The organism is Streptomyces sclerotialus, assembly GCF_040907265.1.
GTDB classification, from domain to species: Bacteria; Actinomycetota; Actinomycetes; order Streptomycetales; family Streptomycetaceae; genus Streptomyces; species Streptomyces sclerotialus.
The window spans coordinates 3,595,429-3,622,141 of the sequence record NZ_JBFOHP010000002.1; the positions used below are offsets into that span (position 1 = coordinate 3,595,429).

Sequence of the window (26,713 nt, forward strand, 5' to 3'; positions counted from 1 at the left end):
CTGCCCGACCCATGTGTTCAGGGTGGGGCAGCCGGCTCACCGCGAGGCGCCAGTAGCCGGTGATCGGCTCATTCCGGCCGGTTACCGCCGGACGCCCGCGGGTCTCTCGGCCAGTCGCGGATACCGGCTGACAGCGGGTCCCGGGTGTGCGGTGGCGGGCACCCGAGCCCCCGCCGCCGCCCCCGTCACGCCAGCCGCCGGGCCCCCGCGCTCGGCACGGCGGGGAAGATCCGCGGCGCGGCGTACCCGGCCGCCGCGAACGCCTCGGTGACGGCCTTGCCCACGGCGTCCGCTTCCGCCTCCTCCACCAGCACGATCGCCGACCCGCCGAAGCCGCCGCCGGTCATCCGGGCGCCCAGCGCGCCCGCCTCGTTCGCCGCGTCGACCACGAGGTCCAGCTCGGCACAGGAGACCGCGAAGTCGTCGCGGAGCGAGGCGTGCCCGGCGGTCAGCAGCGGGCCGATGCCGCGTGGATCGCCCGCGTCGAGGCGTGCCATGACGTCCTCCACCCGCCGGTTCTCGGTCACGATGTGCCGTACCAGGGGCCGCACGGCGGCCTCGTCCGCCAGTGACTCCAGCGTCTGCGCCAGATTGTCGTACGCCACATCGCGCAGGGCGCGTACGCCGAGTGTGCGTGCGGCCCGCTCACAGCCGGCGCGGCGTTCGGCGTACGCGCCGTCACCCAGTTCGTGCTGGACGCGGGTGTCGACGACCAGGAGGCGCAGCCCGGCAGCGGCGAGGTCGAAGGGGACCTGGCGGCGGGTGAGGTCGCGGGTGTCCAGCAGGAGGGCGTGACCCTCGGTGCAGCACGCCGAAGCGGTCTGGTCCATGATCCCGCAGGGCACGCCGACGAAGGCGTTCTCGGCCCGCTGCGCGAGCCGGGCGAGCTCCTGTCCGTCCAGGTCCAGGCCGTACAGGTCGTTCAGCGCGAGGGCGGTGGCGACCTCCAGGGCCGCGGAGGAGGAGAGCCCGGCGCCGGTCGGGACGACGGAGTCGAAGTGCAGGTCGGCGCCGCCGACGGGCAGCCCGGCCTCCCGCATCGCCCACAGGACGCCGGCCGGGTACGCGGCCCAGCCGCCGTCGGAGGCCGGGCGCAGCGTCTCGGTGCGCAGCTCGACGATGCCGCCGCGTACGTTGCCGGAGTGCAGGCGCAGCACGCCGTCGGTACGGGGCGCCGCAGCGGCGGTCGTGGTGTGCGGCAGGGCCAGCGGCATCACGAAGCCGTCGTTGTAATCGGTGTGCTCACCGATGAGGTTGACCCGCCCGGGGGCGGCCCACACCCCCGCAGGGGCGGTTCCGAACACCTCCCGGAAGGCCGCCTCGCTGCGGGCTGCGCCGTGCTGCGTATCTGTCACTCGGACTCCCTTGTCCTGTGGGAACGGGGCTCCGCCCCGGACCCCGGTCCTCAATCGCCGGACGGGCTGGAATTCGCGAACGCCCACGCGTCGGCCACGATGCCCGCCAGGTCCGCGCGCTTGGGCTGCCAGCCCAGGCGGTCGATGGCGGTCTGCGCCGAGGCGACCAGGACCGCCGGGTCGCCGCCCCGGCGCGGGGCCACGACCTCGGGGATCGGGTGGCCGGTGACCTCGCGGACGGTCTCGATGACCTCGCGCACGGAGAAGCCGTTGCCGTTGCCGAGGTTGCAGATCAGGTGCTCGCCCGCGACCGCGGCGTCCAGCGCCAGCAGATGGGCGTCGGCGAGGTCGGCGACGTGGATGTAGTCGCGGACGCAGGTGCCGTCCGGCGTCGGGTAGTCGTCGCCGAAGACGGAGATGTGCTCACGGCGGCCCTGGGCGACCTGGAGGACGAGCGGGATGAGGTGCGACTCGGGGTCGTGCCGCTCACCGCAGTCGCCGTACGCGCCGGCCACGTTGAAGTACCGCAGGGACACCGCGGCCAGGCCGTGCGCCGCGCACTCACCGCCGATCATGTGGTCGACGGCCAGCTTCGAGGCACCGTACGGGGAGGTGGGCGCGGTGGGGTCGGTCTCCGTGATGGGGGTGTTCACGGGCTCGCCGTAGGTCGCGGCCGTGGAGGAGAACACCAGCGTGCGCACGCCCGCGACGCGCATCGCGGCGAGCAGGTCCATGGTGCCGCCGACGTTGTTCCGCCAGTACTTCTCCGGGTCCACGACGGACTCGCCGACCTGCGAGAACGCGGCGAAGTGCAGGACACCGTCGAAGGACCGGTCCAGCCACTTGCCCGCGTCCTGGACCCGGCCCTCGATGAACTCCGCGCCCGCGGGGACGCCCTCACGGTGGCCGGTGGACAGGTCGTCCAGGACCACGACCTCGTGACCGGCCTCCAGCAGGTGTGCCGCCACGACGCTGCCGACGTATCCCGCACCGCCGGTGACCAGGTACTTCTTGCTCACGCGCTCGCTACCTCTCGCAGTCGCTGCGCCGCGGCTTCCGGCGGCACATCGTTGATGAACACATTCATGCCGGATTCGGAACCCGCGAGAAACTTCAGCTTGCCGGGAGTGCGTCGGATGGTGAAGAGCTCCAGATGGAGCGCGAAGTCGCCGCGGTGCGGGGCGCGCACCGGCGCCTGGTGCCATGCGGCGATGTACGGCGTCGGCGGCTCCCCTTCTCCGAAGATCCGGTCGAACCGTCGCAAGACTTCCAGATAGATCTGTGGGAACTCTGTGCGCGCGTCGTCGTCGAGCGCGAGCAGGTCGGGTACGCGGCGGCGGGGGTAGAGGTGCACCTCGTACGGCCAGTGCGCCGCGTACGGGACGAAGGCGACCCAGTGCTCGCCCGCCAGGACGACGCGGCTGCCGTCGGCGAGCTCGTCGGCGACGACGTCGTCGAAGAGGTTGCGGCCGTCCGTGCGCTCCCGGTGCGCGGTGACCGAGGCGAGCATCCGCTCGGTACGGGGGGTCACGAAGGGGTACGCGTAGATCTGCCCGTGCGGATGGCCGAGGGTCACGCCGATCTCGGCACCGCGGTTCTCGAAGCAGAAGACCTGCTCGACGTCCGGGAGCGCGGAGAGCTCGGCGGTGCGGTCGGTCCAGGCCTCCAGGACCAGGGCTGCCTGGTCCTCGGTGAGGTCGGCGAAGGAGGCGTGGTGGTCGGAGGTGAAGCAGACGACCTCGCACCGCCCTGTGCCGCCGGCGAGCGAGGGGAAGCGGTTCTCGAAGACGGCGACGTCGTAGTCGGCGGCGGGGATCTCCGAGAGCCGGCCGTCGCGCGAGGGGCACAGCGGGCACTCGTCGGCCGGCGGGTGGTAGGTGCGCCCCTGGCGGTGCGAGGCGACGGCCACCGAGTCGCCGAGGAGGCGGTCGTGGCGGATCTCGGAGGCGGTGGTGACCTGCGGAAGGGGGCGCTGGTCGACGGCGTCGCGTACGGCGTCGTCCCGGGAGTCGTAGTAGATGAGTTCCCGGCCGTCCGCGAGCCGCGTGGACGTCTTCTTCACTGATGCTCCTCGCCAGCCGACGACCAAACACAAACAAACATAAGGAACCACGAGCCAACAGTTCCGTCAATGCGTTCCACGGACCGCCGCTCACCGCGCACGCAGCGTCACTCGGCCGGATGACTCGATCACGATCCAACAAACAAAACAAACAAAACTGTTCAGTTTCCGAGGAGCCGAGCGTAGCTTTCTGACCGTTCACGGCAAGGGCGCCCCGCACCACGGCAGTTTCTGGGGGCGCTGCCCCCAGACCCCCGGAGCACCCATGATCACGTTGGCCGAAGGGCTACGCCTCCCGACGAACGGGCTCGACTACACCATCCTGGCGATCTACTTCGCCGTCGTCCTGGGCATCGGCTTCGCCGCCAAACGCAGCGTGAAGACCAGCCTGGACTTCTTCCTGTCCGGCCGGTCACTGCCCGCCTGGGTCACCGGCCTCGCGTTCGTCGCCGCCAACCTCGGCGCCACCGAGATCCTCGGCATGGCCGCCAACGGCGCGCAGTACGGCGCGTACACCGTGCACTGGTACTGGATCGGCGCCATCCCCGCCATGGTCTTCCTCGGCCTGGTGATGATGCCCTTCTACTACGGCTCCAAGGTCCGCTCCGTACCGGAGTTCCTGCTGCACCGCTTCGGGCCGTCCTCGCACCTGCTGTCCTCGATCATCTTCGCGGTCTCGTCCGTGCTGATCGCGGGCGTGAACCTCTACGCGATGGCGATCGTGCTGGAGGCGCTGCTGGGCTGGCCGGAGTGGGTCGCGATCGTCGTCGCCGGCTTCTTCGTCCTCGCGTACATCACCATCGGCGGCCTGTCCTCCGCGATCTACAACGAGGTCCTGCAGTTCTTCGTCATCCTCGCCGCGCTGATCCCGCTGACCGTCGTCGGCCTCAAGCGCGTCGGCGGCTGGGACGGACTGACCAGCAGCCTCACCGACAGCCACGGCGGTGACTTCCTCACCGCCTGGGGCGGCACCGGCATCGGCGAGTCCAACCCGCTCGGCGCCAACTGGCTGACGATCGTGCTCGGCCTCGGCTTCGTGATGAGCTTCGGCTACTGGACCACCAACTTCGCCGAGGTCCAGCGCGCGCTGTCCGCGAAGAACCTCTCCGCCGCCAAGCGCACCCCGCTGATCGCCGCCTTCCCCAAGATCTTCATTCCGATGGTCGTGGTGGTGCCGGGCCTGATCGCGCTGGTCATGGAGCCCTCGCTGGGCAAGACCAAGGACGGTCTGCAGTACAACGACGCCATCCCGGTCCTGATGCGGGACCTGCTGCCGAACGGCGTGCTGGGCATCGCGGTGACCGGTCTGCTCGCGGCGTTCATGGCCGGTATGGCCGCCAACGTCTCGTCGTTCAACACGGTCTTCACCAACGACATCTGGGCGGCGTACCTGAAGAAGGGCCGCGAGGACGCGTACTACCTGAAGACCGGCCGGGTGGTCACCGCGGTCGGCGTGCTGATCGGCATGGGCACGGCGTTCATCGCCTCCAGCTTCAGCAACATCATGAACTACCTGCAGACGCTGTTCTCGTTCTTCAACGTGCCGCTGTTCGTGGTGTTCATCATCGGCATGTTCTGGAAGCGCACCAGCGCGGCGGCCGGCTTCTGGGGCCTGCTCTCCGGCACCGTCGCCGCGATGGTCAACTACTTCTGGTTCTACAAGCAGGGCATCATCGCGATCCCCTCCGACCAGGGCGCCAACTTCGTCTCCTCGATCGTCGCGTTCGTCGTCGGCGCGGTCGTGATGTTCGTGATCACCCTGGTGACCAAGCCCAAGCCCGCCGAGTCGCTGGCCGGCCTGGTCTACGGCACGCGCTCGCCCGGCATGGAGGAGCTGCCCGCCGAGGGCGACGACGCCTGGTACCGCAAGCCCGCCCTGCTGGGCTGGGGCGCGGTCGTCCTCGCCGCCGTCTGCTACATCCCCTTCTCCTTCTAAGGGCCGTAAGGAGCACACCATGAGTGACTACCAGCACGAGGTCGAGGAGCTGGAGCGCAAGTCCGCGACGGCGGCCCGGCTCTTCGACGTACGCCGCATCATCGGCGGACTCTTCGTCGTCTACGGCGTCATCGTCACGATCGCCGGCCTCACCGCGTCCGACGCGGACCTGAAGAAGGCCCAGGACATCAACATCAACCTCTGGACCGGCCTCGGCATGCTGGTCCTCGGCCTGCTCTTCCTGCTGTGGATGAAGCTGCGGCCCGCCGAGGCACCGGCCCCCGAGGAGGCCGGAGCCACGGCCGACGGCACGGCCGGCCCGACGGACTGACGCGCCGCGCGCTCACTGCGGCGGGGCCTGCTGCGGCCCCGCCGCGTTCGCGTTGCTGACCGCGGCCCGGTCCAGCAGCCCCGTACGGGCCGCCAGCGCCGCCGCCTCCAGCCGCGACCCCACCCCCAGCTTCATCAGCACCCGCTGCACGTGCGTACGGGCGGTGCTCGGCGCAATGCCCATACCGGCCGCGATGAGCCGGGTGTCCTCGCCCTCGGCGACCCGGACCAGCACCTCCACCTCGCGCGGGGTCAGCATCTGCAGCAGCCGGGCGCCCTCGTCGTCGGGCTGGGCCGCCGGGTGCAGCAGCTCCTCGAAGGCCTGCTGGAGCAGGGCCGGGGCGATCGCCGCCTCCCCCGCCCTGGCCTTCATCATCGCCCGTTCCACACCCTCGATCCGCTCGTCGTGGCGGACGTAACCGGACGCGCCGGCCGCGAACGCCGCCGCGATACCGCGTGGGTTCGGCACCGGGCCGAGCACCACGACGGCCACCTGGGGCCGCTCCTTCTTGATCCGTACCACCGGGTCGAACACCCCCGGCTCGGCGGGCGCTGCCGTCCCCAGGAGGCACACCTCCGGCGCTCTGCTCACCACCAGATCCGCCGCACCCGCACTCGGCGCGGCCGCCGCGAGCACCCTGTGCCCGCGCAACTTCAATGCCGAGGCGAGTGCCTCGGCGAGCAGGCGGTGGTCGTCGACCACCATGAGCCGCACGCCCATTCAGCAACCCCCCATTCCCCGGCGATCCCAGCCCCCCGGCCCTTCGCCGGGCCCCTTTGCATCCGGAAGCTACACGCTTGTTCGACATCGCGCGCCCCCTACCGGGCAGAAGCCCGTCGGAATGCTGAAATCCCGGCCATTCTGGGCCACTTGCCGTCGACTGCCGATCATTTCTTTCCAGAGGCGGACGGACCCGGTACGGCGACGGCCCCGCCCTACCGTGCGTAGGACGGGGCCGCCGGGCAGGCCCTCGGCCTGCGGGTCCTCAGCTGCCGAAGGCCAGGCCCAGGTACTTGCCGTCGCCCAGGCCGTACTTCGTGCCGGACATGATGTCCTGGTTCAGGAACAGCCGGCCGTGCGCGTACACCGCACGGGTCATACCGGGGCGCAGCGAACGGGCCGCGTCGGCGGTCTCCTTCGGGAGGTTGAGGAAGACCGTCTTCTCGCCCTGCTTCGCCGGGTCGATGCTGACGACCTGGCCGCCCTTGTCGCTGTAACCGTCCTGGTAGGCGATGAGCTTGTCACCGGCCATCCGGAGGGGCACGAGCTCCTGGTTGACCTCCGACGACGCCTTCCAGGTCGCGGAGCCGGTCTTCAGGTCGAAGGCGACGATCTCGTTCTGCTTGTCGAAGGACTCGCCGCCCACCGCGTCGTGCGACTTGGACGGCATGTAGAGGTACTTGTCGTCCGCCGTGGCGGTGATGCAGCGCTCCACGCCGCCGCTGACCCCGCAGTTGGGCTTGTACTTGTCGCCCTGCAGCGAGATCTGTGCCTGCCGCTTGCCGGAGTCGTCGATGACGACCATGTCCGTGATACCGGCGTCGCCCGCGGAGATGCCGATCACGACCGGCCCGTTGGTGGAGACCACCTCGGCGCTCTGTACGCCCTTGGGCGCGTCGTACGTCCACTTGGGCTTGCCGGTCGCCGGGTCGATCTCCTGGACCTGGGTGGTCTGGGAGCCGTACTCACCGCAGCGCAGGATCGCGACCAGCTTCTTGCCGCCGCCGATGCCCCGGTCCAGGCACTGCATCGAGGCGTCGTTGCCGTTGTCGCGCTGGTGCCACAGCTCCTTGCCGGCGATGTCGTACGCGGCCTCGCCGTTGCCCGGCCAGGAGGCGACGACCGCGCCCTGGCTGAAGGTGACGCCCATGCCGAGGCTGGAGGCCTGCCGGCCGCCGGGCATCGTCTTCTGCCAGTCGAACTTGCCGGAGTCGATGTCCAGCAGCGCGATCTGGCTGCAGGGTTCGCGCTCGTTCTCGCCCTTGCGCGGGCCGGCCTCGAAGACGACGGCGGCCTTGCCCTCCTCGGTGGCGTACGGCGAGGCGCCGCAGACGATGCCGTCCATGGGGAGCTTGTACTTGGGCTTCTTCGCTTCCAGGTCGTAGCCGACGATCTCGCCCTTGCTGACCTTGGCGTACGTCTTCGCCGTCGCCCAGGCGCCGTTCAGCGTCACCACCGACTTGTCCGGCGAGGGCAGCGGCACGTTGAAGAGCAGCTTGCCCGTGGAGCTGCCGGGCTTGGTCTCCGGGTTCAGCGCGACCTTGCCGCCCTTGAGGGCCACCGTGCCGTCCGAGCCCTCCGCACCGCCGTCGGTGCCCTGGCTGGAGCCCTTGGCGTCCGGCGCCGGCTCGTCACCGCCGCCGCTGTTGGCGAACCACACGCCGCCGCCGACGATCAGCGCGACCGCGACCACGGCCGCCACGATGATCATCATGCGGGTGCGCTGCTGATTGCCGCCGCCTTGCGGGGGCATGCCGCCCTGGTACTGCGCGGTGGGCGCATACGCGTTGCCGTACGGGCCGGGGGCGCCGGGCTGACCGGGCTGCTGCGGGTAGCCGTAGCCCGGCCCCTGGGCCGGGTAGCCGTACCCGGGCTGCGCGCCGTACGGACCGGGCGGGGGTCCCTGCGGCGGCTGGCCGGGGGCCTGCGGCGGCTGCGGCGGGGCCTGGGGCGGCTGCGGCGGGGCCTGGGGCGGCTGCGGCGGAGCCTGCGGCGGCTGGTTCGGCGGCTTCTCGGGCTGCGGCGGCTGCTGGCCGGGCTGCTGGGGATAGCCGTACGAAGGGTCCTGGGGCGCGCCGAAGCCGCCGGACGGCGGCTGACCGGGCGGTGGAGGCGGCTGCGGCGGCTGGGTCATCGGGTCGTTACCTCTTCACACCGGCCCATGGCTCCGAATCGGCCTCCCCCGCGACCCCGAGCGGCAAAGCCCCCAGGATGGAGTGAATCAGACATAAGGCTCGGCAATTAACGGCAGTTGAGCGGGAGTTCTTTCTACCACTCGGCACCGACACCGCACCGGTGCGGTACGCCGCCGCCAAAAGGGCGAGACCGGCCCGGGACACTCCCGCGACGCACCCGTTACGCACGCCGCCGTCCCGGGCCCGCGGCGTCCGCTACGCGTCCTCCGCCAGCTCCAGCCAGCGCATCTCCAGCTCGTCCTTCTCGTCCCTCAGCTCCCGCAGCTGCGCGTCCAGTTCGGCGACCTTGGCGAAGTCGGTGGCGTTGTCGGCGATCTGCGTGTGCAGCTTCGCCTCCTTCGTACCGATCTTGTCCAGCTGTCGCTCGATCTTCTGGAGCTCCTTCTGCGTCGCGCGGTCCACGGCGGCGGACTTCTGCTTGGGGGCCGCGGCCGCCGGCGCGGGCGCCGCGGCCTCCGCCATCTTCTGCCGGCGCTCGATGTACTCGTCCAGGCCGCGCGGCAGCATCCGCAGCGTCGCGTCGCCCAGCAGCGCGAACACCCGGTCGGTGGTCCGCTCGACGAAGTACCGGTCGTGGCTGATGACGACCATCGAGCCGGGCCAGCCGTCGAGCAGGTCCTCCAGCTGCGTCAGCGTCTCGATGTCCAGGTCGTTGGTCGGCTCGTCGAGGAAGAGCACGTTCGGCTCGTCCATCAGCAGCCGCAGGATCTGCAGGCGGCGGCGCTCACCGCCGGAGAGGTCGCCGACCGGCGTCCACTGCTTCTCCTTCGTGAAGCCGAACTTCTCGCACAGCTGGCTCGCGGTCATCTCCCGGCCCTTGCCGAGGTCCACCCGCTCGCGCACCCGCTGTACGGCCTCCAGCACCCGCCAGGACGGGTCCAGCTCCGCGACCTCCTGCGAGAGGTACGCCAGCTTCACCGTCCTCCCGACGACGATCTTCCCGCCGGCCGGCTGCGCCTCGCCCTGCGTACGCGCCGCGTCGGCCAGCGCCCGCAGCAGCGAGGTCTTGCCCGCGCCGTTGACGCCCACCAGGCCGACCCGGTCGCCGGGGCCGAGCTGCCAGGTGAGGTGCTTCAGCAGCACCTTGGGCCCGGCCTGTACGGTCACGTCCTCCAGGTCGAAGACCGTCTTGCCCAGCCGGGAGCTGGCGAACTTCATCAGCTCGGCGCTGTCCCGGGGCGGCGGCACGTCGGCGATCAGTTCGTTGGCGGCCTCGATGCGGAAGCGCGGCTTGCTCGTACGGGCCGGGGCGCCGCGCCGCAGCCACGCCAGCTCCTTGCGCATGAGGTTCTGCCGCTTGGCTTCCTCGCTGGCGGCGATCCGCTCCCGCTCGGCACGCGCGAACACGTAGTCGCTGTAGCCGCCCTCGTACTCGTGCACGTCGCCGCGCTGCACATCCCACATGCGCGTACAGACCTGGTCCAGGAACCACCGGTCGTGGGTGACGACGACGAGCGCGGAGCGCCGCGCCTGGAGGTGCCGCGCCAGCCAGGAGATGCCTTCGACGTCCAGGTGGTTGGTCGGCTCGTCGAGGACGATCATGTCCTGCTCGGCGATCAGCAGCTTCGCGAGCGCGATGCGGCGCCGCTCGCCACCGGAGAGCGGACCGATGACGGTGTCCAGGCCCTGCGGGAAGCCCGGCAGGTCCAGGCCGCCGAAGAGCCCGGTCAGCACGTCGCGGATCTTGGCGTTGCCGGCCCACTCGTGGTCGGCGAGGTCGCCGATCACCTCGTGCCGGACGGTGGCCTCCGGGTCGAGCGAGTCGTGCTGCGTCAGCACACCGAGGCGCAGCCCGTTCACGTGTGTGACGCGTCCGTCGTCCGGGGCCTCCAGCTGGGCGAGGATGCGGATCAGGGTCGTCTTGCCGTCACCGTTGCGGCCGACGACGCCGATCCGGTCGCCCTCGTTGACGCCGAGGGAGACGCCGTCCAGCAGCGTGCGCAGCGCGTACGCCTTGCTGACGGCTTCCAGATTGACGAGGTTCGCGGCCATCTCACTCCTGCGCTTCGCATCGGTCGGCCTTCCAGCCTAGTCCGGCACGCCGGTCACTCCCGCATCACGTCCGCGGCGGACCTCCGTGGCAGCACCCGGCAACCGCCCCCGTCGGTCGCGGCCTGCGGCCTTGCTAGCGTCGCGCCATGACAGTGGATCTCGAAGTGGATGTCGAGCACGGCCTGCCCTACGGGCCGAGCGGCAAGCTCCTGGACGTGTACCGGCCCGCCGCGGCGGCGGTCCCGCCCCCGGCCGTCCTGCTGTGGCACGGCATCGGGCCGGACGAGCGGGACGTACTGGCGCCGCTGGCCCGTACGGCCGCGGCGCTGGGCGCGGTGGTCCTCGTGCCCGACTGGCGCCCGGACGCCGAGGACCGGGGCCGTACGCACCTGCTGGAGTCGCTCGCGTACCTGCGCGAGCGGGCGGCCCTGCACGGCGCCGACCCGGAGCGGACCGTGCTGGCCGGCTGGTCGACCGGGGCCACCTCCGCGGTCGGCGCCGCGCTGGACCCGGACGCCGTCGGCGGGTGGCGGCCGTCGGCGGTGGTCGGCGTCGCGGGCCGGTTCGACATACCGGACCGCTTCGGCGGAGCGGCCGCGCTGGAGCGGATCGCGGCGGGCGCGGCCCCGGCCGTTCCCGTGCACCTCGTGCACGGCAGCGAGGACCCGGTGGTGCCGGCCCAGCACTCCCGTGATCTGGCCGCGGCGCTGCGCGCGCGTGAGCTGCTGGTGACGCTCGACGAGTGCCCCGCCGACCACGCCGGGGTGATCATGACCGCGTACGACCCGGCGCGGAACCGCTGTGTCCCGGCGGCCGACGAGGGCGTGCTCGCGGCCGGCCGCCGGGCCGCCGAACTCCTCGCCGGCGCCGCGGGCTGAGAGCGCGGCGCCAGCTGAGACCAGCGCGGGCTGAGAGCGCTCCGGCCCCCGGGCGGCGTCGCTCAGCCGATGACCGTCGCGCCCGGGGCCGGGCTCGCCGCGACGCGGGCCGACCGGCAGGTGCCGGACGCCAGGAGCGCCGCGGCGACCCGCTCCGCGGCCTCGCGGTCCGCCGCGAGGAAGGCCGTGGTCGGGCCGGACCCGGAGACGAGCGCCGCCAGGGCGCCCGCCTCCGTGCCCGCCTCCAGGGTCGCGGCGAGCGACGGGAAGAGCGAGAGGGCCGCGGGCTGGAGGTCGTTGGAGAGCGACTTGGCCAGCGCGGCCGTGTCCCCCGTACGGAGCGCCGCCAGCAGGGCCGGGGACGCTTCGGGCGCCGGTACGTCGGTGCCCTCGGTGAGCCGGTCGAACTCGCGGTAGACCGCGGGCGTGGACAGCCCGCCGTCCGCCGCGGCGAACACCCAGTGGAAGGCGCCGCCGACCTCCAGCGGCGTCAGCCGCTCGCCCCGCCCCGTGCCGAGCGCGGCCTCGCCGACCAGGCTGAACGGTACGTCGCTGCCCAGCTCGGCACAGATGTCGAGCAGTTCCTCGCGGCTCGCGCCGGTGCCCCACAGGGCGTCGCAGGCGAGCAGCGCGCCCGCGCCGTCCGCGCTGCCACCCGCCATGCCGCCCGCGACCGGGATGTCCTTGGCGATGTGCAGGTGGACGCGCGGCTCGATGCCGTGCCGCGCTGCCAGCAGTTCGGCGGCGCGCGCGGCGAGGTTCGTACGGTCCAGCGGGACCTGCCCGGCGTCCGGGCCCTCGCAGGTGAGCGTCAGGGTGTCGGCGGGCGCCGCGGTGACCTCGTCGTACAGGCCGACGGCCAGGAAGACGTTGGCCAGGTCGTGGAAGCCGTCGGCGCGTGCGGCGCCGACCGCCAGCTGGACGTTGACCTTCGCGGGGACGCGGACGGTGACGGACTCGGGAGCGGTACGGGACGCGGTCACTGGGCTGCGGCTTCCTTGTGCTCGGCGATGCGGGCGAACTCTTCGACGGTCAGCGACTCCCCGCGGGCCTGCGGCGAGACGCCCGCCGCGACCAGCGCGGCCTCGGCGGCGGCGGCCGAGCCCGCCCAGCCGGCGAGCGCGGAGCGGAGCGTCTTGCGGCGCTGCGCGAAGGCGGCGTCCACCGCGGCGAACACCTCGTCCCGGCTGGCGGTGGTGTCCAGCGGCTTGTCGCGGCGGACGAGGGAGACCAGCCCGGAGTCGACGTTGGGCGCGGGCCAGAAGACGTTGCGGCCGATCGCGCCGGCCCGCTTGACCTCGGCGTACCAGTTCGCCTTGACCGACGGGACGCCGTAGACCTTGTTGCCGGGGCGGGCCGCGAGCCGGTCGGCGACCTCGGACTGGACCATGACGAGCGTGCGCTCGATGGTCGGGAAGGTCGCCATCATGTGCAGGAGGACGGGGACCGCGACGTTGTACGGGAGGTTGGCGACCAGGGCGGTGGGCGGCGGGCCGGGCAGCTCGGTGACCTTCATCGCGTCGGAGTGGACCAGCGCGAAGCGGTCGGCCCGCTCCGGCAGCCGCGCCTCGACCGTCGCGGGCAGCGCGGCCGCCAGCACGTCGTCGATCTCCACGGCGGTGACCCGGTCGGCGGCCTCCAGGAGCGCCAGGGTCAGCGAGCCGAGGCCCGGGCCGACCTCGACGACCACGTCGTCGGGACGCACCTCCGCCGTCCGCACGATCCGGCGGACGGTGTTGGCGTCGATGACGAAGTTCTGGCCGCGCTGCTTGGTGGGACGGACGCCCAGCGTCGCGGCCAGTTCGCGGATGTCGGCGGGGCCCAGGAGCGGGCCGGGCTCATCGGTGCTGCTGTTGGTCACTGGTGAAGCTTACGGCCGCACACCGGCCACGGGCTCGCCCCCCGGCTGACGTACAGCTTCTTCGCCCGGTACGTCTGCTCCTCGGGGGGCGCGTCCTGCGGGGCGCCGCTCCCGCCGAGCGAGTGCCAGGTGGGGCGGTCGAACTGGTACAGCCCGCCGTACGTGCCCGACGGGTCGACCGCGTCGGCCCGGCCGCCGGTCTCGCACTGCGCGAGGCCCTGCCAGTTGAGGTGGTCGGCACCGGCCACGCTGTCGGGCACCGGTGCGGTACCCACGTGCACGACCTCGGGGCGCGACGCACGCAGCACCTCCTGGCGCAGCAGCCGCGGCCGCTGCCGTACCCCGTTGACGGTACGCAGCTGGTACGTGACCCGCCGCACCCCGGGCCGCCCCGGCTGGACCACCGACTCGGTGCCCTTGAGGAGCGTGGGGTCGTCGACGCGCCGCGTCTCGAAGGCGATCGCCTCGTCGCGGACCTCCCGGGAGCCGGTCACCCGCAGCACGGAGATGGTCTGGCCCTCCCGGGGGAAGCTGTCGAGCGGTACGGAGGCGGTGTCCTGGCCGCGCAGCCGGATGCCGGCCTGGTGGAGTGCGGTGCGCACGGTGGCGGCGTTGGTGCGGACGGTCCGCGCCTGGCCGTCGGCCATGAAGGTCATGGAGCGCTCGGTGCGTACGGCCAGCTCGATGCCGTGCCGGGCGATCGGCCGCGCACGCGAGGCGGAGATGTAGGCGCCCTCGGCCCGCACGCCGAGCTGGCGCAGCGCGCCCTCGACGGTGCGCGCCGTGGTCCACACCCGGCGGCGGTGGCCGTCCAGGGTGAGCTCGATGGGCCGGCCGTAGCGCACGGCCACCTCGTCGCCGCTGTCCAGCGGGGCGTCGGCGGCGGGCGCCACGATGTCGTGCGGACCGACCGGCACGCCTTCGGAGGCCAGCAGCTCGCCGACGTCCCCGGCGAAGGTGTGCAGCCGCCGCGGGTCACCGTCGACGCTGAGCCGGACCGCCTTGTCGTGCGCGACGAAGGCGGTGGTGCCGCCCGCGAGGAACGCCACGACCAGCGCCTGCGGGACCAGCCGGCGCAGCCCTTCGGGGCGCTCGACGAACCGCTTCCGGCGGGCCGCGCGCCGGGCGGCGGCCCGGCCGCCCGACCGGCTCCCGGCCCGGCCCCCGGCGGCCGGCAGAGGGTCGTACGGCTCCGTGTCCGGCTGCGGCCCGTCCGGCTGCCGGTCGTACGGCTGCTGGTCGGGCAGGTGGGACGGGGGGACCCGCGGCGCGGGTACCTGCGGCTCGGTCGCCACCAGGTCCGGCGGCTCCGGCGCGTACGACGGCGCCGGGTACGCCTCGGCGTACGACTCCGGTACGTACGACTCCGGTGCGTACGGCTCCGGTGCGTACGCCTGCGGGGCGTGGCCCCGGGGGACGTACGTCCGCACGTCGTACGCGGCGCCGGCGTCGTACGCGGCGTGGCCGTCGTGCGGCCGGGCCGCGCGGGCCGCCTGGTACGTGTCGTACACCTGCGCCTCGTCGGGCGGCCCGTACGGCCCGTACCCCTGCGTCTCGTGGTCCCCCGGCCAGCCGTACGCCTGCGGCGGTTCGTACGCCGGGGCGAATCCGTATCGCTGCGAATGACTCACGACGCTCCACGTGCCCGGGACCGGTTGACGGGCGGAATGTAGCGGAGAGGAGGATCACTCCCCAAAGTCGCGCGACTACGGAGGGTGGCGGCCGGGGGTAGGTCAGTACCCGAATGCGCGGGCCGTGTTGGCCGCGACGGCTGTGGCCAGCGCGTCCTCGTCCATTCTCTTGACCTCGGCCATGGCACGGAGCGTGACCGGAATGAGGTACGGCGCGTTAGGCCGACCGCGGTACGGCGCGGGCGTCAGGAACGGGGCGTCGGTCTCGACGAGCACCAGCTCCGGCGGAGCCACGGCCAGCGCGTCCCGCAGCGGCTGCGCGTTCTTGAAGGTCACGTTGCCGGCGAAGGACATGAAGTAGCCGGCCTCGGCGCAGACCTTCGCCATCTCGGCATCCCCGGAGTAGCAGTGGAAGACGGTCCGCTCCGGCGCGCCCTCCTCGCGCAGCACGCGCAGCACGTCGTCGTGCGCCTCACGGTCGTGGATGACCAGGGCCTTGCCGTGCCGCTTCGCGATCTCGATGTGCGCACGGAAGGAACGCTCCTGCGCGGCCATGCCCTCCGGGCCGGTGCGGAAGTGGTCGAGCCCGGTCTCGCCGACACCGAGGACGTGCGGCAGCGCGGCGAGCCGGTCGATCTCCGCGAGCGCCTCGTCCAGCGCCGCGTCGCCACCGGGCTCCCGCGCCCCCTGCCGCGACCAGCCGTCAGGATCGCCGTGCACGATGCGCGGCGCCTCGTTCGGATGCAGGGCCACCGCCGCGTGCACCGCCTCGTACGCCGCTGCCGTCTCCGCGGCCCAGCGCGAGCCGTTCACGTCACAGCCCACCTGGACCACCGTCGTCACGCCGACGGCCGCGGCCTTGGTGAGCGCTTCCTCGACCGTCCCCGACTGCATGTCCAGGTGGGTGTGCGAGTCCGCCACGGAGACCCCGAGCGGTTCGGGCAGCGGCGGCGGTGCGTCCTTGGAGCTCATGCCGCGATCCTACGAGGACCGCGGCGCTCCGCCGCGGCGGCGGTCCTCACCTGCGGTGGTGCTGGAAGGGGTGCAGCAGGTCGGACAGATGCCAGTGGTGGCCGCGCCGCTCCGGGGCACCGTCACCGGAGCCGCCGGCGTCACCGGCCGGGCCGGTCGTGGGCTGCGGCCTGCGCGGCGCGTACAGCCGCTCGGCGGCCGCCGAGACCATGGAAACCTGACCGGCCCGCATGATGCGGACGACGTGCCCGCCGCACTGGAGGCAGGTGGGCCGGGTCAGCGGTGAGGGGACGCGCTCGCCGTCCGCGTAGTAGACGACGCGCGGTTCGCCGGACACGTCCACGTGGTGCTCGATGTCGTAGGCCTGCTCCCAGCCGTGCCCGCACTTCATGCAGGCGAAGGAGTAGGCCTCGTGCGCGGAGGGCTCGGTCCGGGCCGGGTGCGGTATCCCGCTCGTGGTTCCCACAGATTCAGTCATCGCAGCTCCTCTTGTCCGCCGGACAAGTTCTCGGGGCGCCCTCGGAGACGGACGTCCCACCTCCAGTGGACGCCTTTCCGAGCTGCGATGCAGCAAAGGTTCTCCCTGTTGGCCCAGATTTGAGCGGGCCGAGGGAAAAGACCGTGCCCGGCCGACCTCCGCTTTACCTTCCAGACCCGTCATTTACCCGCGCGGGAGTCACCACGCTCCGCGTTCTTCGCCGCCACGACCGCGTCGAAGACCTCCCGCTTGGGTACGCCCGCCTCGGCCGCGACCCCCGCGATGGCCTCCTTGCGCCGCTCGCCGGCCTCCTCCCGGACCCGCACCCGGCGCACCAGTTCCTCGGGCCCGAGGTCGCCGGGGCCCGGCTCGGGCGCGCCCTCCACCACGATCGTGATCTCGCCGCGCACCCCTTCGGCCGCCCACTCGGCCAGCTCACCGAGCGGCCCGCGGCGGACCTCCTCGTACGTCTTCGTCAGCTCGCGGCAGACGGCGCCGCGCCGCTCCGCGCCGAAGACCTCCGCCATCGCGGCGAGCGCGTCGGCCAGCCGGTGCGGCGCCTCGAAGTACACCAGCGTGCGGCGCTCGGCGGCGACCTCCTTCAGCCGCCCGGTGCGCTCCCCCGCCTTCCGCGGCAGGAACCCCTCGAAGCAGAAACGGTCCACCGGCAGCCCGGAGACCGCCAGCGCGGTGAGCACGGCCGAGGGCCCCGGCACGGCCGTCACCTTCACACCACGCTCCACGGCCGCCGCCACCAGCCGGTACCCCGGGTCGGAGACCGAGGGCATGCCCGCGTCGGTGACCAGCAGCACCCGCGCCCCGCCTTCGAGCGCCTCGGCCAGCTCCGGGGTGCGCGCCGACTCGTTCCCCTCGAAGTACGACACCACCCGGCCCGTGGTGTGCACGCCCAGCGCGGTCGTCAGCCGGCGCAGCCTGCGGGTGTCCTCGGCCGCGATCACGTCGGCGGCGAGCAGCTCGGCGGCCAGCCGCGGCGGTGCGTCCTCGGTGTCGCCGATGGGGGTCCCTGCGAGTACGAGCGTTCCAGTCACGGCCCCATCCTTTCAGGCGCACCGGCATCCTTCCCGCCGCGCGGAGAGACGGGCCGGAGAGACGCGCCTCTCACAGACCGCTTCCCTACGATGGCCCGGTGACGAGTGACACCGCGACCAACGACCGGCGTGCCGACGACCACCGCCGGCCCCCGGCGGCCGCCGCGCGGGCGCCCCACGGCGGCGTCCTGGCGCCGACCGCCTGGCTGCGGCGGCTGCGCCGCTTCGGCTACACCGCACGCGCGGACCGGGACGTACGCACCCGGCTGCTCGCACCCTTCCCCGCCCCACAGGTCTCCCCCGGCCTCGCCCGGCTCGCCGCCTGGGGCCTCCCCCTGCTCGTCGCGCTCCTCGCCGGCATCCTGCGCTTCTGGCGCCTGGGCAGCCCGGACAAGGTGATATTCGACGAGACGTACTACCCCAAGGACGCCTGGTCCCTGCTGCAGTACGGCTACGAGGGCACCTGGGCGAAGAACGCCAACGACGCGCTGGTCGGCGACCCGTCACGCATCCTGCTCAGCCCCGAGCACTCCTACGTCGTCCACCCGCCCGTCGGGAAGTGGATGATCGCGCTGGGCGAGTGGGCCTTCGGCATGAACCCCTTCGGCTGGCGCTTCATGACGGCCCTCCTCGGCACCCTCTCGGTGCTGATGATCTGCCGCATCGGCCGCCGTCTGCTGCGCTCCACCACCCTCGGCTGTCTGGCGGGCCTGCTGCTCGCCGTGGACGGCCTGCACTTCGTCATGAGCCGCACGGCGCTCCTCGACCTCATCGTCATGTTCTGGGTCGTCGCCGCGTTCGGCTGCCTCCTCGTCGACCGGGACCGCACCCGCGCCCGGCTCGCCGCCGCGCTGCCCGTCGGGGAGGACGGCCTCGCCCGCCCCGACGAGGGGACCGGCGACCGGCTGCGCCTGGGGTGGCGCCCCTGGCGCCTGGCCGCCGGCCTCTGCCTCGGCCTCTCCGCCGCCACCAAGTGGAACGGCCTGTACTTCCTCGCCGCGTTCGCGCTGATGTCGGTCCTCTGGGACGCCGCAGCCCGCCGCACGGCGGGCGCCCGCCACCCGTACCGCTCGGCCCTCCGCCGCGACGTCGTACCGGCCTTCCTCTCCACCGTCGTCCTCGCGGCGGCCGCCTACCTCGCCTCCTGGAGCGGCTGGATCGCCACCAAGGGCGGCTACTACCGCGACTGGGCCACCACCCCCGAAGGCCGCGCGTCCGGCTGGACCTGGCTGCCCGACTGGCTGCGCAGCCTGTGGCACTACCAGCACGAGGTCTACGAGTTCCACACCCACCTGACGTCCACCCACACCTACCAGTCCAACCCCTGGAGCTGGCTGGTCCTCGGCCGCCCGGTCTCCTACTTCTACGAGGACCCCAAGGCCGGCCAGGACGGCTGCACGGCCGCCGAGGGCTGCGCCCGCGAGGTCCTCGCGCTCGGCACCCCGCTCCTGTGGTGGGCCGGCTGCTTCGCCCTGCTGTACGTCCTCTACCGCTGGCTGTTCCAGCGCGACTGGCGGGCCGGCGCGATCGCCTGCGGCATCGCCGCCGGCTACCTCCCCTGGTTCCTCTACCAGGAGCGCACGATCTTCCTCTTCTACGCGGTCGTCTTCGTCCCGTTCCTCTGCCTCGCCCTGGCCATGACGCTCGGCGCCGTCATCGGCCGCCCCACGGAATCCCCGTCGTCCCCTGCCCCCCTCCTCACCCAGGAACGCCGCCGAACAGCCGGCATCGTCACCGTCGGCATCCTGGTCCTCTTGATCATCTGGAACTTCATCTACTTCTACCCGGTCTACACGGGCCTTCCGATCCCCAAGTCGGCATGGCAGGGGCGGATGTGGCTGGACACGTGGGTGTAGCTGGGCCGATGCCCTGACCGCCGGCTTCCGGTGGCGGTCGTCGTTGGTCGACTCGGGCCGTCCGGGGCCGCCTCCGGACGGCCCAGGGACGGCCCACACTGGCTGGCGATCACTGAATTGATGCCAGACGCTGATGGCAACGCCTCCGCCGAGGAGGCTGGCTGGCCTCGCTTTCTTACGTAAGGCATCGGCCTACTGCTATGTGGTGCCCCCTTCAGCCGCCTGTCCGGCACTGCTCTCTCAGCCATACCGGAAGTGGCACTGTCGCGTCTGCCCTGACGACGGCTGGGAACAACCACAGATCAAAAACAAGCCCAGCTGCTAGCCCAGTCTCACGCCTAGACCTAACCTCGCTCACCAGTCACTTCCTTCACCCGTCACAGCTGTTCAATTTGCACTATGCACGTCGCTTGCTTCCTGTAGGATTCCAGCTCCACATGTGTCACAGGTCACATACCGACATCAGAGGGTAGATACATGGCAAACGGCGTTGAGCGCATCGTGAATCTCGATAGCCTACTATTGGATCCGAATAACTATCGATTCCAAGATGATCCGAGTTTCCAATTCGCGCAGCCCGCACGGTTCCACGAACCCATGGTGCAGCGCAAAGCCTTCGAACGCATCCGCGGGGAAGGCATAAACGACCTAAAGGCTTCGATCAAGCACAACGGGTTCCTCACTTTCGAGCGCATCATAGTTCGTCCCTATGAACGCCCGGGGCTTTTTGTTGTAATTGAGGGCAATAGGCGAGTAGCCGCACTTCGGTCACTAAAGCAGGACCATGAAGCGGGAATCGAGGTCCCAGAAAGCGTAGTAGCTGTCTTCAACGAGCTCCCCGTCGCATGCGTCGAGAGCGATGATGGTGCTCTTCATCTCTCCCTGATGGGAATTCGGCATGTTAGCGGAGTGCGCCAATGGGGCTCATACCAGAGTTCTAAATTGGTATCTGAGCTACACGATGAGCATGATTTGGAGTTTTCAGAGATTGGTGCACGCCTGGGGATGTCCACCCGGGAAGTGACTCGCCGCTATCGCGCGTTCAAGGCGTTGCGCCAAATGGAGGAAGATGAGGAGTTCGCGGAATACTGCGAACGACGAATGTATCCCATGTTTCACGAGGCAGTTTCTCAGCCCCTGATTCGCCAATGGCTCCAGTGGGATGAAGGATCCTCGGAATTCAAAGACGAGACGAATCTTCGCCACTTCTACGAACTGATCGCCTCCACTCAAAATGATGAAGGCATAGAAACTCGGGCAAAGATCACAACAGCCAACGAGGTGCGCGAACTCAAGACAATCATCGTCTCCCCAGAAGCCCGTATGGTTCTGTCCGACCCTTCACGCAGCTTCACTGAGGCCCTCGCTGTAGCCAGGGCAGAAGAACTGCAGCACGCCTGGACTACGCAAGTTGCCGAGGCGAATAAGGCGCTACTCGGCATCCCAGCCTTGGAGCTCAGGAAACTGGAACCTGAGCATGTGAGCATTCTAGAGACACTGAGTCAGACGCTACAGGACGTTATCGACACGTACCGTCGACTCAAAGACTCGTAATGGCTAGACCGAGACTGAACATCGTCACCGATCGGATAATAGAATCTGTTGGCGTAGATGATCCGCCTCGCTCTATTATCGAGTTATTGAAGGAGGCATACCAGCATCTTTCCGTGCCTGCACTCGAGTCTCAGATGTGGGCTGAGGAAGTAGCAGACAGAGCCCTTCAACAACTCGTCCGCCTGGCAAATCAGCTATTAGAAGACGGACGCAGTACCCTCTTCGCTTTCAACTCCTCCGACGCACGCTATGTACAAGGCGCCTGCTTCGTCGAGATCGGCGTGGATGATGAGGATGCAGCAGAGCAAAAGCGTAGACGCAGCGCTGCTCATCGAATGAGCTCCGCCATTGGACGACTCGAACCAGCAGAATTTGAGAAGCTGTGCGTCATCGCCCTGGAAAGCATGGGTGCCTATGACATCAAGCTCACGCCATACCGCGCCGACCAAGGCATAGATTTCTACGGCCGCTTGAGGCTGGGTAGCGCACTTGCCGATATTGCTGGCTACCCGCCTGTACTCAGTAAATTCTGCGTCTGGGTGGTAGGCCAAGCAAAGCATTTCGAGGCAACTCAGGTAGCAACTTTCGACCTACGTGAACTCGTAGGATCCATCCAATTGGCACGCAGCGGCGAGTATGGCTTCTCCGGAGACAGGTATCCCGACATGAAGATAAGGTCATGCGATCCAGTATTCACCATCTTCATGACTAGCGGGACGATAAGCAGGGACGCTTGGTCGCTATGCAGAAACAGTGGCGTAATAGCGATTGACGGAGATTCCTTTTCGCACATTTTGGCGCAATCGGATATGAAATTGAGTACAGCGAACGGACAGACAGTTGATGAGCTGAAAAAGTTTATCGAATCTTCGCAACTTTCCAGGAAGCAGTAGTGCCTTCTTTTGGACTACGAACGCTAGGTCGGTGGGACGGGCTTGGCCGGTAGCCTGCCTGGTTCGGGCGCGAGCATATCCAAGCGGCCGTACGCTGGTTGGCAGTTCGGGCCGATTTCGTATCTGCCTGCAAATAGCACGCGCGGCCCCGGGCTTGCTCGGCTCGGGACCCGAAGCGTCGGAAAGGTGGCTAGAGCCGTAGAGCCTACCGCCCCAGCCACAGCCGATATCGTCCGGACCTCAGTGGTCGGCGTTTCCGCTGCCTCGTGTGTGCGGGCGGACCATCGAGCTGGAGCGGAGGCAGAAGGGGCAACGCGGCTAGGTGCCGAACCGCGCGCAGCAAGCGGCAGCGAGCCACCTACAGGACACGCACACAGGTGTTACTCAGCCATTGCTTAATCCGCACCTACAAGGTGAGGAAGCGAGAACTTGGCCCTGCACCGGGCCGAATCTCCGCGAATACGCTGGTAAGCGCCAGTCCGCCAACCGGGAGAGTGCTCTGCGGATGGGACCAAAGTCGACAGGGTTTACTCGACGATTCGGAGTGGATCACGTCGGGGAAGCTGCAGCCAGGAGACAAGCTGCCCTCCGAGCGCTCGTTGAGCGGGGACCTGGAGATCGGGCGTACGGCCCTGCGGCAGGTGCTGGCGCGGCTCGCTTCGGAGAGGTTGATCCGGGCCTACGGGCGGAGCGCGTACCGGGTGGCCGGCGGAGTCACCACAGAGTCCCCGAAGGGCTGGAGCCGTGGAAGATCCATGGGAAGCAAATTCTCTACGACAACCGTTGGGTGAAGCTCGACCTGGTCGACGTTGAACCGCCCGGCGTGGAGCGAGTTCGAGCACCACGTCGTGAAAGCTTCACCATGTCGCTGTGTCGGCCGTGCTGCACGGCGAGGACCGCGTGCTGATGCTCTGGCGGTACCGCTTCGTCCCACAGCGATGGGGCTGGGAACTCCCCGGCGGGATCGTTGATGCCGGTGAAGACCCGCACGCGACGGCGCTTCGCGAGGTCGAGGAAGAGACCGGCTGGCGGCCGGAGCGGCTGGAGCACGTGGTCACGTACCAGCCGATGGTGGGTATGGTCGACTCTCCCCACGAGATCTACGTGGGGCGGGGCGCTCGCCGTGTCGGTAAGCCGACGGACCTCGAAGAAGCCGACCACGGCGTCTGGGTGCCGCTGGCTGACGCACCGGGGCTCATGGCCAAGGGGCAGTTGATGGGATCGGGCACGCTCGTAGCCCTGTTCCACATCCTGGCCTAGCGGGCCTACTTCTACCCGGTCTACACGGGCCTTCCGATCCCCAAGTCGGCATGGCAGGGGCGGATGTGGCTGGACACGTGGGTGTAGCGGTCAGCGTCCAGTGGGGGGCGGCGCAGCTGTCGTAGGGCGGGTGGGCGTCTGCCATGAGCCACGGGTACGTCGGGGAGGGGCGTCCGGAGGGGGGTTCCTGAGAGGCGGTTGCGACGCCTCTGATCACCGTGCCTTGCTGGGAGCAATCGTGAGAGGAACACCTCACCGAGGCGCAGGGGACGGGGGATTCCGTGGATTCACCGAAGCGGAAGAGGCCGAGGAGGGCCGTCGCTTCCTTGGCTGCCGCATGGATCGTGACGGTGTCGGTGACAGGGTGCGCGCACCGTCCCGAGGGAGACGTCGTCGTGCCGCCCGGTTGGCCGCAGGGCGGTGGGGAGACGGATGTGCCGCCGGTCCAGCGGCCCGGGCCCGGCACGCACACCGGGTCGGGGGAAGCGGGTGAGCCGGATGTCCGTTCCCGGTCGCCGGTGACTCCGTCGTCGGTGCCTTCCGCTTCCTCGCCGGTGCGGTCTTCCGCGTCCTTCTCTCCCTCTCCGCCCCTGCTGAAGGGCCCTCCCGCACGGGGACCGGGAGAGCCGCCGGGGAGCGACCCGAGCCTGGGGATCGTTCCTCCCGTCGCGTCCACTCCCGCCGTGGATCCCTCCTGCGACGGTCCTTCTCCGTCGGCGGCCTCGTGCCCGGCGGGCACGTTCGGTGAATAGCCGGATCGCGTCGGGAGGGACGGGAAGAAGGACGCGCAGGGACATCCCGCCGCCCGCCCCCGGCCCGTCCGGCCGCGGTGTCGAGATCGCGAACACCGCACTGGGCGCCAGTTCGTGCGTGCTCGCGCTGATGCTCTACGCGGGGCTCATGCACAACGCCTCGTATTACGGCTATTTCCACATCGACACGTTCGCCGTCGGATTCGACGCGCTGGAATTGGCCGTGACGAGCCTGCGGCTGATCACCCTGCCTGTACTCACCACGCTCGCTCTCGTCGCCTTTCTTCCCCGGCTGCCGGAGTTCCTGGCGGCACTGGGCATCCCCGCGACCGTGGTGGGGAGTTTGCGGCGCGTCGGTCATGCCGTCGTCGCAGGACACCTCTTCTTCGTCGCTCTCGGAATTCTTCTGCTGTTCCTCTGGCGCCCTCTCCAGCCGTATTCGTGGATCGCCCCGTTGACGGTGACGTGCGGATTGCTCATGGGGCAGGCCCGGGCGGCGCATTCCGTACGGCACCGCGCCGTCTCCTTCGCCGTCGCGGGGATCTTCACGATGTGGCTGATCGCGCTGGCGGCCGGGCGGATGGGACAGGCGGACGCGGAGCGGGACGCTGCCGGTGTGGCCCGGCGGGTGCCCGTGGTGGTGTTCAGTACCGAGCTGCTGAGCATGACCGGGCCGCCCGGTCTGGACGCGCCGGCGGATCTCGGGAAGGGCAAGCACTTCCGGTACCGCTACACCGGGTTGCGGCTGCTCGTGGAACGACGTGACCGGTACTACCTGATCCCCATGGGCTTCGACCGCGACACCGATCCGACCTACGTGCTCAAGGACGATGACTCGGTGCGCATCGAACTGCACCCCGGAGTCTCGGGAGGCGGGGCAACGTAACAGGTCAGGGTGGCGCCGGGCCATGTGAGGGAGTTCATCCGCCGCCGGTGCGTGTACGGAGGGCTACCGGGCCCCGCGAGCACGGGGCGGGGGCGAGTCCTGCTGGACCGCCGGGTGGGGCCGGTGCGGGGGCGGAAGCGCCGGGGCCGGATGTGACTTTTTCGTGACCGGCGCATCGACCGAGCGTCACCGTACCGATGCGGTAACGAGATGCGCGAAGGTCACTCCAATACCGCGTGTCCCATAGAGTGCGCTGCACGTTCTTGTGTCGTGTCCCAAGGACGGTCAACGCTTCTTCGGGAGGGGAACGTAAGTCATGCGCCGCGAGGTGAGGTACGGGCTGATCGGCGGGGCGATCGCCCTGGTCGCGGGAGGCGTCGGCGGATACACCCTGATGGGAAGTTCCGGTGACGAGGCCCCGCAGCAGGAAGTCATGGCGGCGGACGGCAAGCCGGGCGACGGCAAGGCGCCGGTGAAGACCGGGCCGCTGTCCGCGCAGGAGGTGAAGACCGCCGCCACCGGCTTCCTGGACGCCTGGCAGTCGGGCGACGTGGCCGAGGCCGCGAAGCTCACCGACGACGCCGAGGCGGCCGGCACCGCGCTGACCGGGGTGGCCGAGCAGGCCCACTTCGAGAAGTTGACGCTCACCCCGGGCACCCGTAAGGGCGACAAGGTGTCGTACCAGGTGTCCGGCCAGGTCAGCTACAAGGGACAGCGTGCCGCCGTCTCCTACAGCACCTCCCTCACCGTCGAGCGGGACAAGCGCAGCGGCGAGCCGGTGGTCGACTGGCAGCCCACGATCGTGCACCCGGGGATGAGCGAGGGTGACACGCTGCGGACGGGCGAGGGCGAGGCGCCGCCCATCAAGGCCGTGGACCGCAACGGCAAGGAGATCACCAAGGAGACCAACCCGGAGCTGGCGGGCATCCTGGCCAGCCTGCGCGACAAGTACGGCGACAAGGCCGGCGGCACCCCGGGCGTGGAGTTCTTCATCCAGCGCGCCAAGAGCGACGACAAGGCCACCCAGAAGCCGGACCAGACCCTGAAGGTCCTCTCCAAGGGCACCCCCGGCACGCTGAAGACCACCCTGGACGCCAAGGTGCAGGCCGCCGCGCAGAAGGCGGTCGCCTCGAAGAGCAAGGCCTCGGCCGTCGCGGTCAAGCCCAGCACCGGCGAGATCCTGGCCATCGCCAACTCGCCGACGAAGGGCTTCAACGTCGCCACGCAGGGCTCGCTGGCCCCCGGCTCCACGATGAAGGTCGTCACCGCCTCGATGCTCATCGACAAGGGCATGACCTCGCCGAACAAGAAGCACCCGTGCGACAAGTACGTGACGTACGGCGGCTGGAAGTTCCAGAACCTCAACAAGACCGAGATCAAGAACGGCACCTTCGCGCAGAGCTTCGCGGCCTCCTGCAACAACGCCTTCATCTCGCAGGCCGAGAAGCTGAACGACGACGACCTGACCAAGCAGGCCCGGGACGTCTTCGGCCTCGGCCTGACCTGGAACACCGGCATCCCCAGCTTCGACGGCAACGTCCCGGTGCAGAGCGACGCGCAGATGGCCGCCTCGCTCATCGGCCAGGGCGGGGTGCGCATGAACCCGCTGAACGTCGCCTCCATCGCGGCGACCGTCCAGGCCGGCAGCTTCCACCAGCCGTACATCGTCTCGCCGGACATCGACGACCGGTCGCTGGCCAAGGCCGCCCGGAACATGAAGCCGGCCACCGCGTCCGCCATGAAGTCCCTGATGAAGCTGACCGCCACGTCCGGTACGGGCGCCAAGGCGATGTCCGGCCTCAGCGGTGACATCGGTGCCAAGACCGGTTCGGCCGAGGTCGACAACCAGAAGAAGCCGAACGCCTGGTTCACCGCCTACAACGGCGACCTCGCGGCCGCCGCCGTCGTCCCCGCCAGCGGCCACGGCGGCGACAACGCGGGCCCCGTCGTCCGCGCCATCCTCAACCAGGGCTGACGCCGGGCGGCCCGCACGGCCCGTACAACAGCCCTTCCGGAAGGGGGCGGTCCGCATGCCGGACCGCCCCCTTTTCC

20 protein-coding genes and 1 pseudogene are annotated in these 26,713 nt (G+C 70.2%); 9 read left to right on the plus strand and 12 right to left on the minus strand.

All coding sequences use genetic code 11. The features are described from left to right. Positions 1-185: 185 nt before the first annotated feature. From galK to galT, 3 genes are read right to left on the minus strand one after another with little or no spacing between them, the layout of a single operon-like run. Positions 186-1,355 carry a galactokinase gene (galK, locus tag AAC944_RS15840; protein ID WP_030617349.1) on the minus strand — a complete coding sequence of 390 codons (1,170 nt, stop codon included), beginning with the start codon at positions 1,353-1,355 and terminating at the stop codon, positions 186-188. Between the two features lie 50 nt (positions 1,356-1,405). After that, on the minus strand, positions 1,406-2,374 hold the full coding sequence (gene galE, locus AAC944_RS15845; protein ID WP_030617345.1) for a UDP-glucose 4-epimerase GalE: 969 nt from the start codon (positions 2,372-2,374) through the stop codon (positions 1,406-1,408). Then, complete coding sequence (gene galT, locus AAC944_RS15850) at positions 2,371-3,417, minus strand: galactose-1-phosphate uridylyltransferase (protein WP_030617343.1); 1,047 nt, start codon at positions 3,415-3,417, stop codon at positions 2,371-2,373. The genes galE and galT overlap by 4 nt, the downstream gene beginning before the upstream one ends. A gap of 265 nt (positions 3,418-3,682) precedes the next feature. Between galT and AAC944_RS15855 the strand changes: the two genes are divergently transcribed. Together AAC944_RS15855 and AAC944_RS15860 are read left to right on the plus strand one after the other, a co-directional pair. Next, positions 3,683-5,353 carry a sodium:solute symporter family protein gene (locus AAC944_RS15855; RefSeq protein WP_030617340.1) on the plus strand — a complete coding sequence of 557 codons (1,671 nt, stop codon included), beginning with the start codon at positions 3,683-3,685 and terminating at the stop codon, positions 5,351-5,353. A gap of 19 nt (positions 5,354-5,372) precedes the next feature. Then, the gene (locus tag AAC944_RS15860) at positions 5,373-5,684 is read left to right on the plus strand and encodes a hypothetical protein (RefSeq protein ID WP_030617337.1); all 312 of its coding nucleotides are present in this window, start codon (positions 5,373-5,375) and stop codon (positions 5,682-5,684) included. 12 nt (positions 5,685-5,696) lie between these two features. On the opposite strand, the gene AAC944_RS15865 is transcribed toward AAC944_RS15860, so the two are convergent. The 3 genes from AAC944_RS15865 to AAC944_RS15875 all read right to left on the minus strand — a co-directional run bounded on the left by AAC944_RS15865 (position 5,697) and on the right by AAC944_RS15875 (position 10,591). After that, positions 5,697-6,404, minus strand: a complete 708-nt coding sequence (locus tag AAC944_RS15865) for a helix-turn-helix transcriptional regulator (protein WP_030617335.1) — start codon at positions 6,402-6,404, stop codon at positions 5,697-5,699. A 265-nt stretch (positions 6,405-6,669) separates the two neighbouring features. Continuing rightward, positions 6,670-8,538, minus strand: coding sequence for a PQQ-binding-like beta-propeller repeat protein (locus tag AAC944_RS15870; RefSeq protein WP_051871916.1), 1,869 nt, complete (start codon positions 8,536-8,538; stop codon positions 6,670-6,672). Positions 8,539-8,794: 256 nt separating this feature from the next. Further along, the gene (locus AAC944_RS15875) at positions 8,795-10,591 is read right to left on the minus strand and encodes an ABC-F family ATP-binding cassette domain-containing protein (protein ID WP_030617329.1); all 1,797 of its coding nucleotides are present in this window, start codon (positions 10,589-10,591) and stop codon (positions 8,795-8,797) included. A 146-nt stretch (positions 10,592-10,737) separates the two neighbouring features. Here AAC944_RS15875 and AAC944_RS15880 point away from each other — a divergent pair, with 146 nt between their 5' ends. Continuing rightward, positions 10,738-11,469 carry an alpha/beta hydrolase gene (locus tag AAC944_RS15880; protein WP_051871915.1) on the plus strand — a complete coding sequence of 244 codons (732 nt, stop codon included), beginning with the start codon at positions 10,738-10,740 and terminating at the stop codon, positions 11,467-11,469. Between the two features lie 62 nt (positions 11,470-11,531). On the opposite strand, the gene AAC944_RS15885 is transcribed toward AAC944_RS15880, so the two are convergent. The 6 genes from AAC944_RS15885 to rsmI all read right to left on the minus strand — a co-directional run bounded on the left by AAC944_RS15885 (position 11,532) and on the right by rsmI (position 17,460). Next, positions 11,532-12,452, minus strand: coding sequence for a 4-(cytidine 5'-diphospho)-2-C-methyl-D-erythritol kinase (locus tag AAC944_RS15885; RefSeq protein WP_030617323.1), 921 nt, complete (start codon positions 12,450-12,452; stop codon positions 11,532-11,534). After that, positions 12,449-13,330 carry a 16S rRNA (adenine(1518)-N(6)/adenine(1519)-N(6))-dimethyltransferase RsmA gene (gene rsmA, locus AAC944_RS15890; RefSeq protein WP_030617320.1) on the minus strand — a complete coding sequence of 294 codons (882 nt, stop codon included), beginning with the start codon at positions 13,328-13,330 and terminating at the stop codon, positions 12,449-12,451. Before rsmA ends, AAC944_RS15885 begins: the two co-directional genes overlap by 4 nt. Then, on the minus strand, positions 13,327-14,841 hold the full coding sequence (locus AAC944_RS15895) for a resuscitation-promoting factor (RefSeq protein WP_438272829.1): 1,515 nt from the start codon (positions 14,839-14,841) through the stop codon (positions 13,327-13,329). Before AAC944_RS15895 ends, rsmA begins: the two co-directional genes overlap by 4 nt. Positions 14,842-15,063: 222 nt before the next feature. Next, positions 15,064-15,933, minus strand: a complete 870-nt coding sequence (locus AAC944_RS15900; RefSeq protein WP_030617315.1) for a TatD family hydrolase — start codon at positions 15,931-15,933, stop codon at positions 15,064-15,066. A 46-nt stretch (positions 15,934-15,979) separates the two neighbouring features. Next, a complete protein-coding gene (locus tag AAC944_RS15905; protein ID WP_030617312.1) occupies positions 15,980-16,411 on the minus strand; it encodes a hypothetical protein in 432 nt (143 codons plus the stop codon). Positions 16,412-16,590: 179 nt separating this feature from the next. Beyond that, positions 16,591-17,460 carry a 16S rRNA (cytidine(1402)-2'-O)-methyltransferase gene (rsmI, locus tag AAC944_RS15910; protein WP_030617309.1) on the minus strand — a complete coding sequence of 290 codons (870 nt, stop codon included), beginning with the start codon at positions 17,458-17,460 and terminating at the stop codon, positions 16,591-16,593. 98 nt (positions 17,461-17,558) lie between these two features. Between rsmI and AAC944_RS15915 the strand changes: the two genes are divergently transcribed. From AAC944_RS15915 to AAC944_RS15940, 6 genes and pseudogenes are all read left to right on the plus strand, one after another. Continuing rightward, entirely contained in the window at positions 17,559-19,316 is a 1,758-nt protein-coding gene (locus tag AAC944_RS15915; protein WP_030617307.1) for a dolichyl-phosphate-mannose--protein mannosyltransferase, read from the plus strand. 477 nt (positions 19,317-19,793) lie between these two features. Then, positions 19,794-20,870 carry a ParB N-terminal domain-containing protein gene (locus tag AAC944_RS15920; RefSeq protein ID WP_078888662.1) on the plus strand — a complete coding sequence of 359 codons (1,077 nt, stop codon included), beginning with the start codon at positions 19,794-19,796 and terminating at the stop codon, positions 20,868-20,870. 113 nt (positions 20,871-20,983) lie between these two features. Beyond that, the gene (locus AAC944_RS15925; protein ID WP_196943069.1) at positions 20,984-21,763 is read left to right on the plus strand and encodes a restriction endonuclease; all 780 of its coding nucleotides are present in this window, start codon (positions 20,984-20,986) and stop codon (positions 21,761-21,763) included. A gap of 537 nt (positions 21,764-22,300) precedes the next feature. Further along, positions 22,301-23,023, plus strand: a pseudogene (locus tag AAC944_RS15930) (NUDIX domain-containing protein). A gap of 744 nt (positions 23,024-23,767) precedes the next feature. Further along, a complete protein-coding gene (locus AAC944_RS15935) occupies positions 23,768-24,661 on the plus strand; it encodes a hypothetical protein (RefSeq protein WP_368397204.1) in 894 nt (297 codons plus the stop codon). 316 nt (positions 24,662-24,977) lie between these two features. Continuing rightward, positions 24,978-26,636, plus strand: a complete 1,659-nt coding sequence (locus AAC944_RS15940; protein ID WP_030617297.1) for a penicillin-binding transpeptidase domain-containing protein — start codon at positions 24,978-24,980, stop codon at positions 26,634-26,636. Positions 26,637-26,713: the final 77 nt, after the last annotated feature.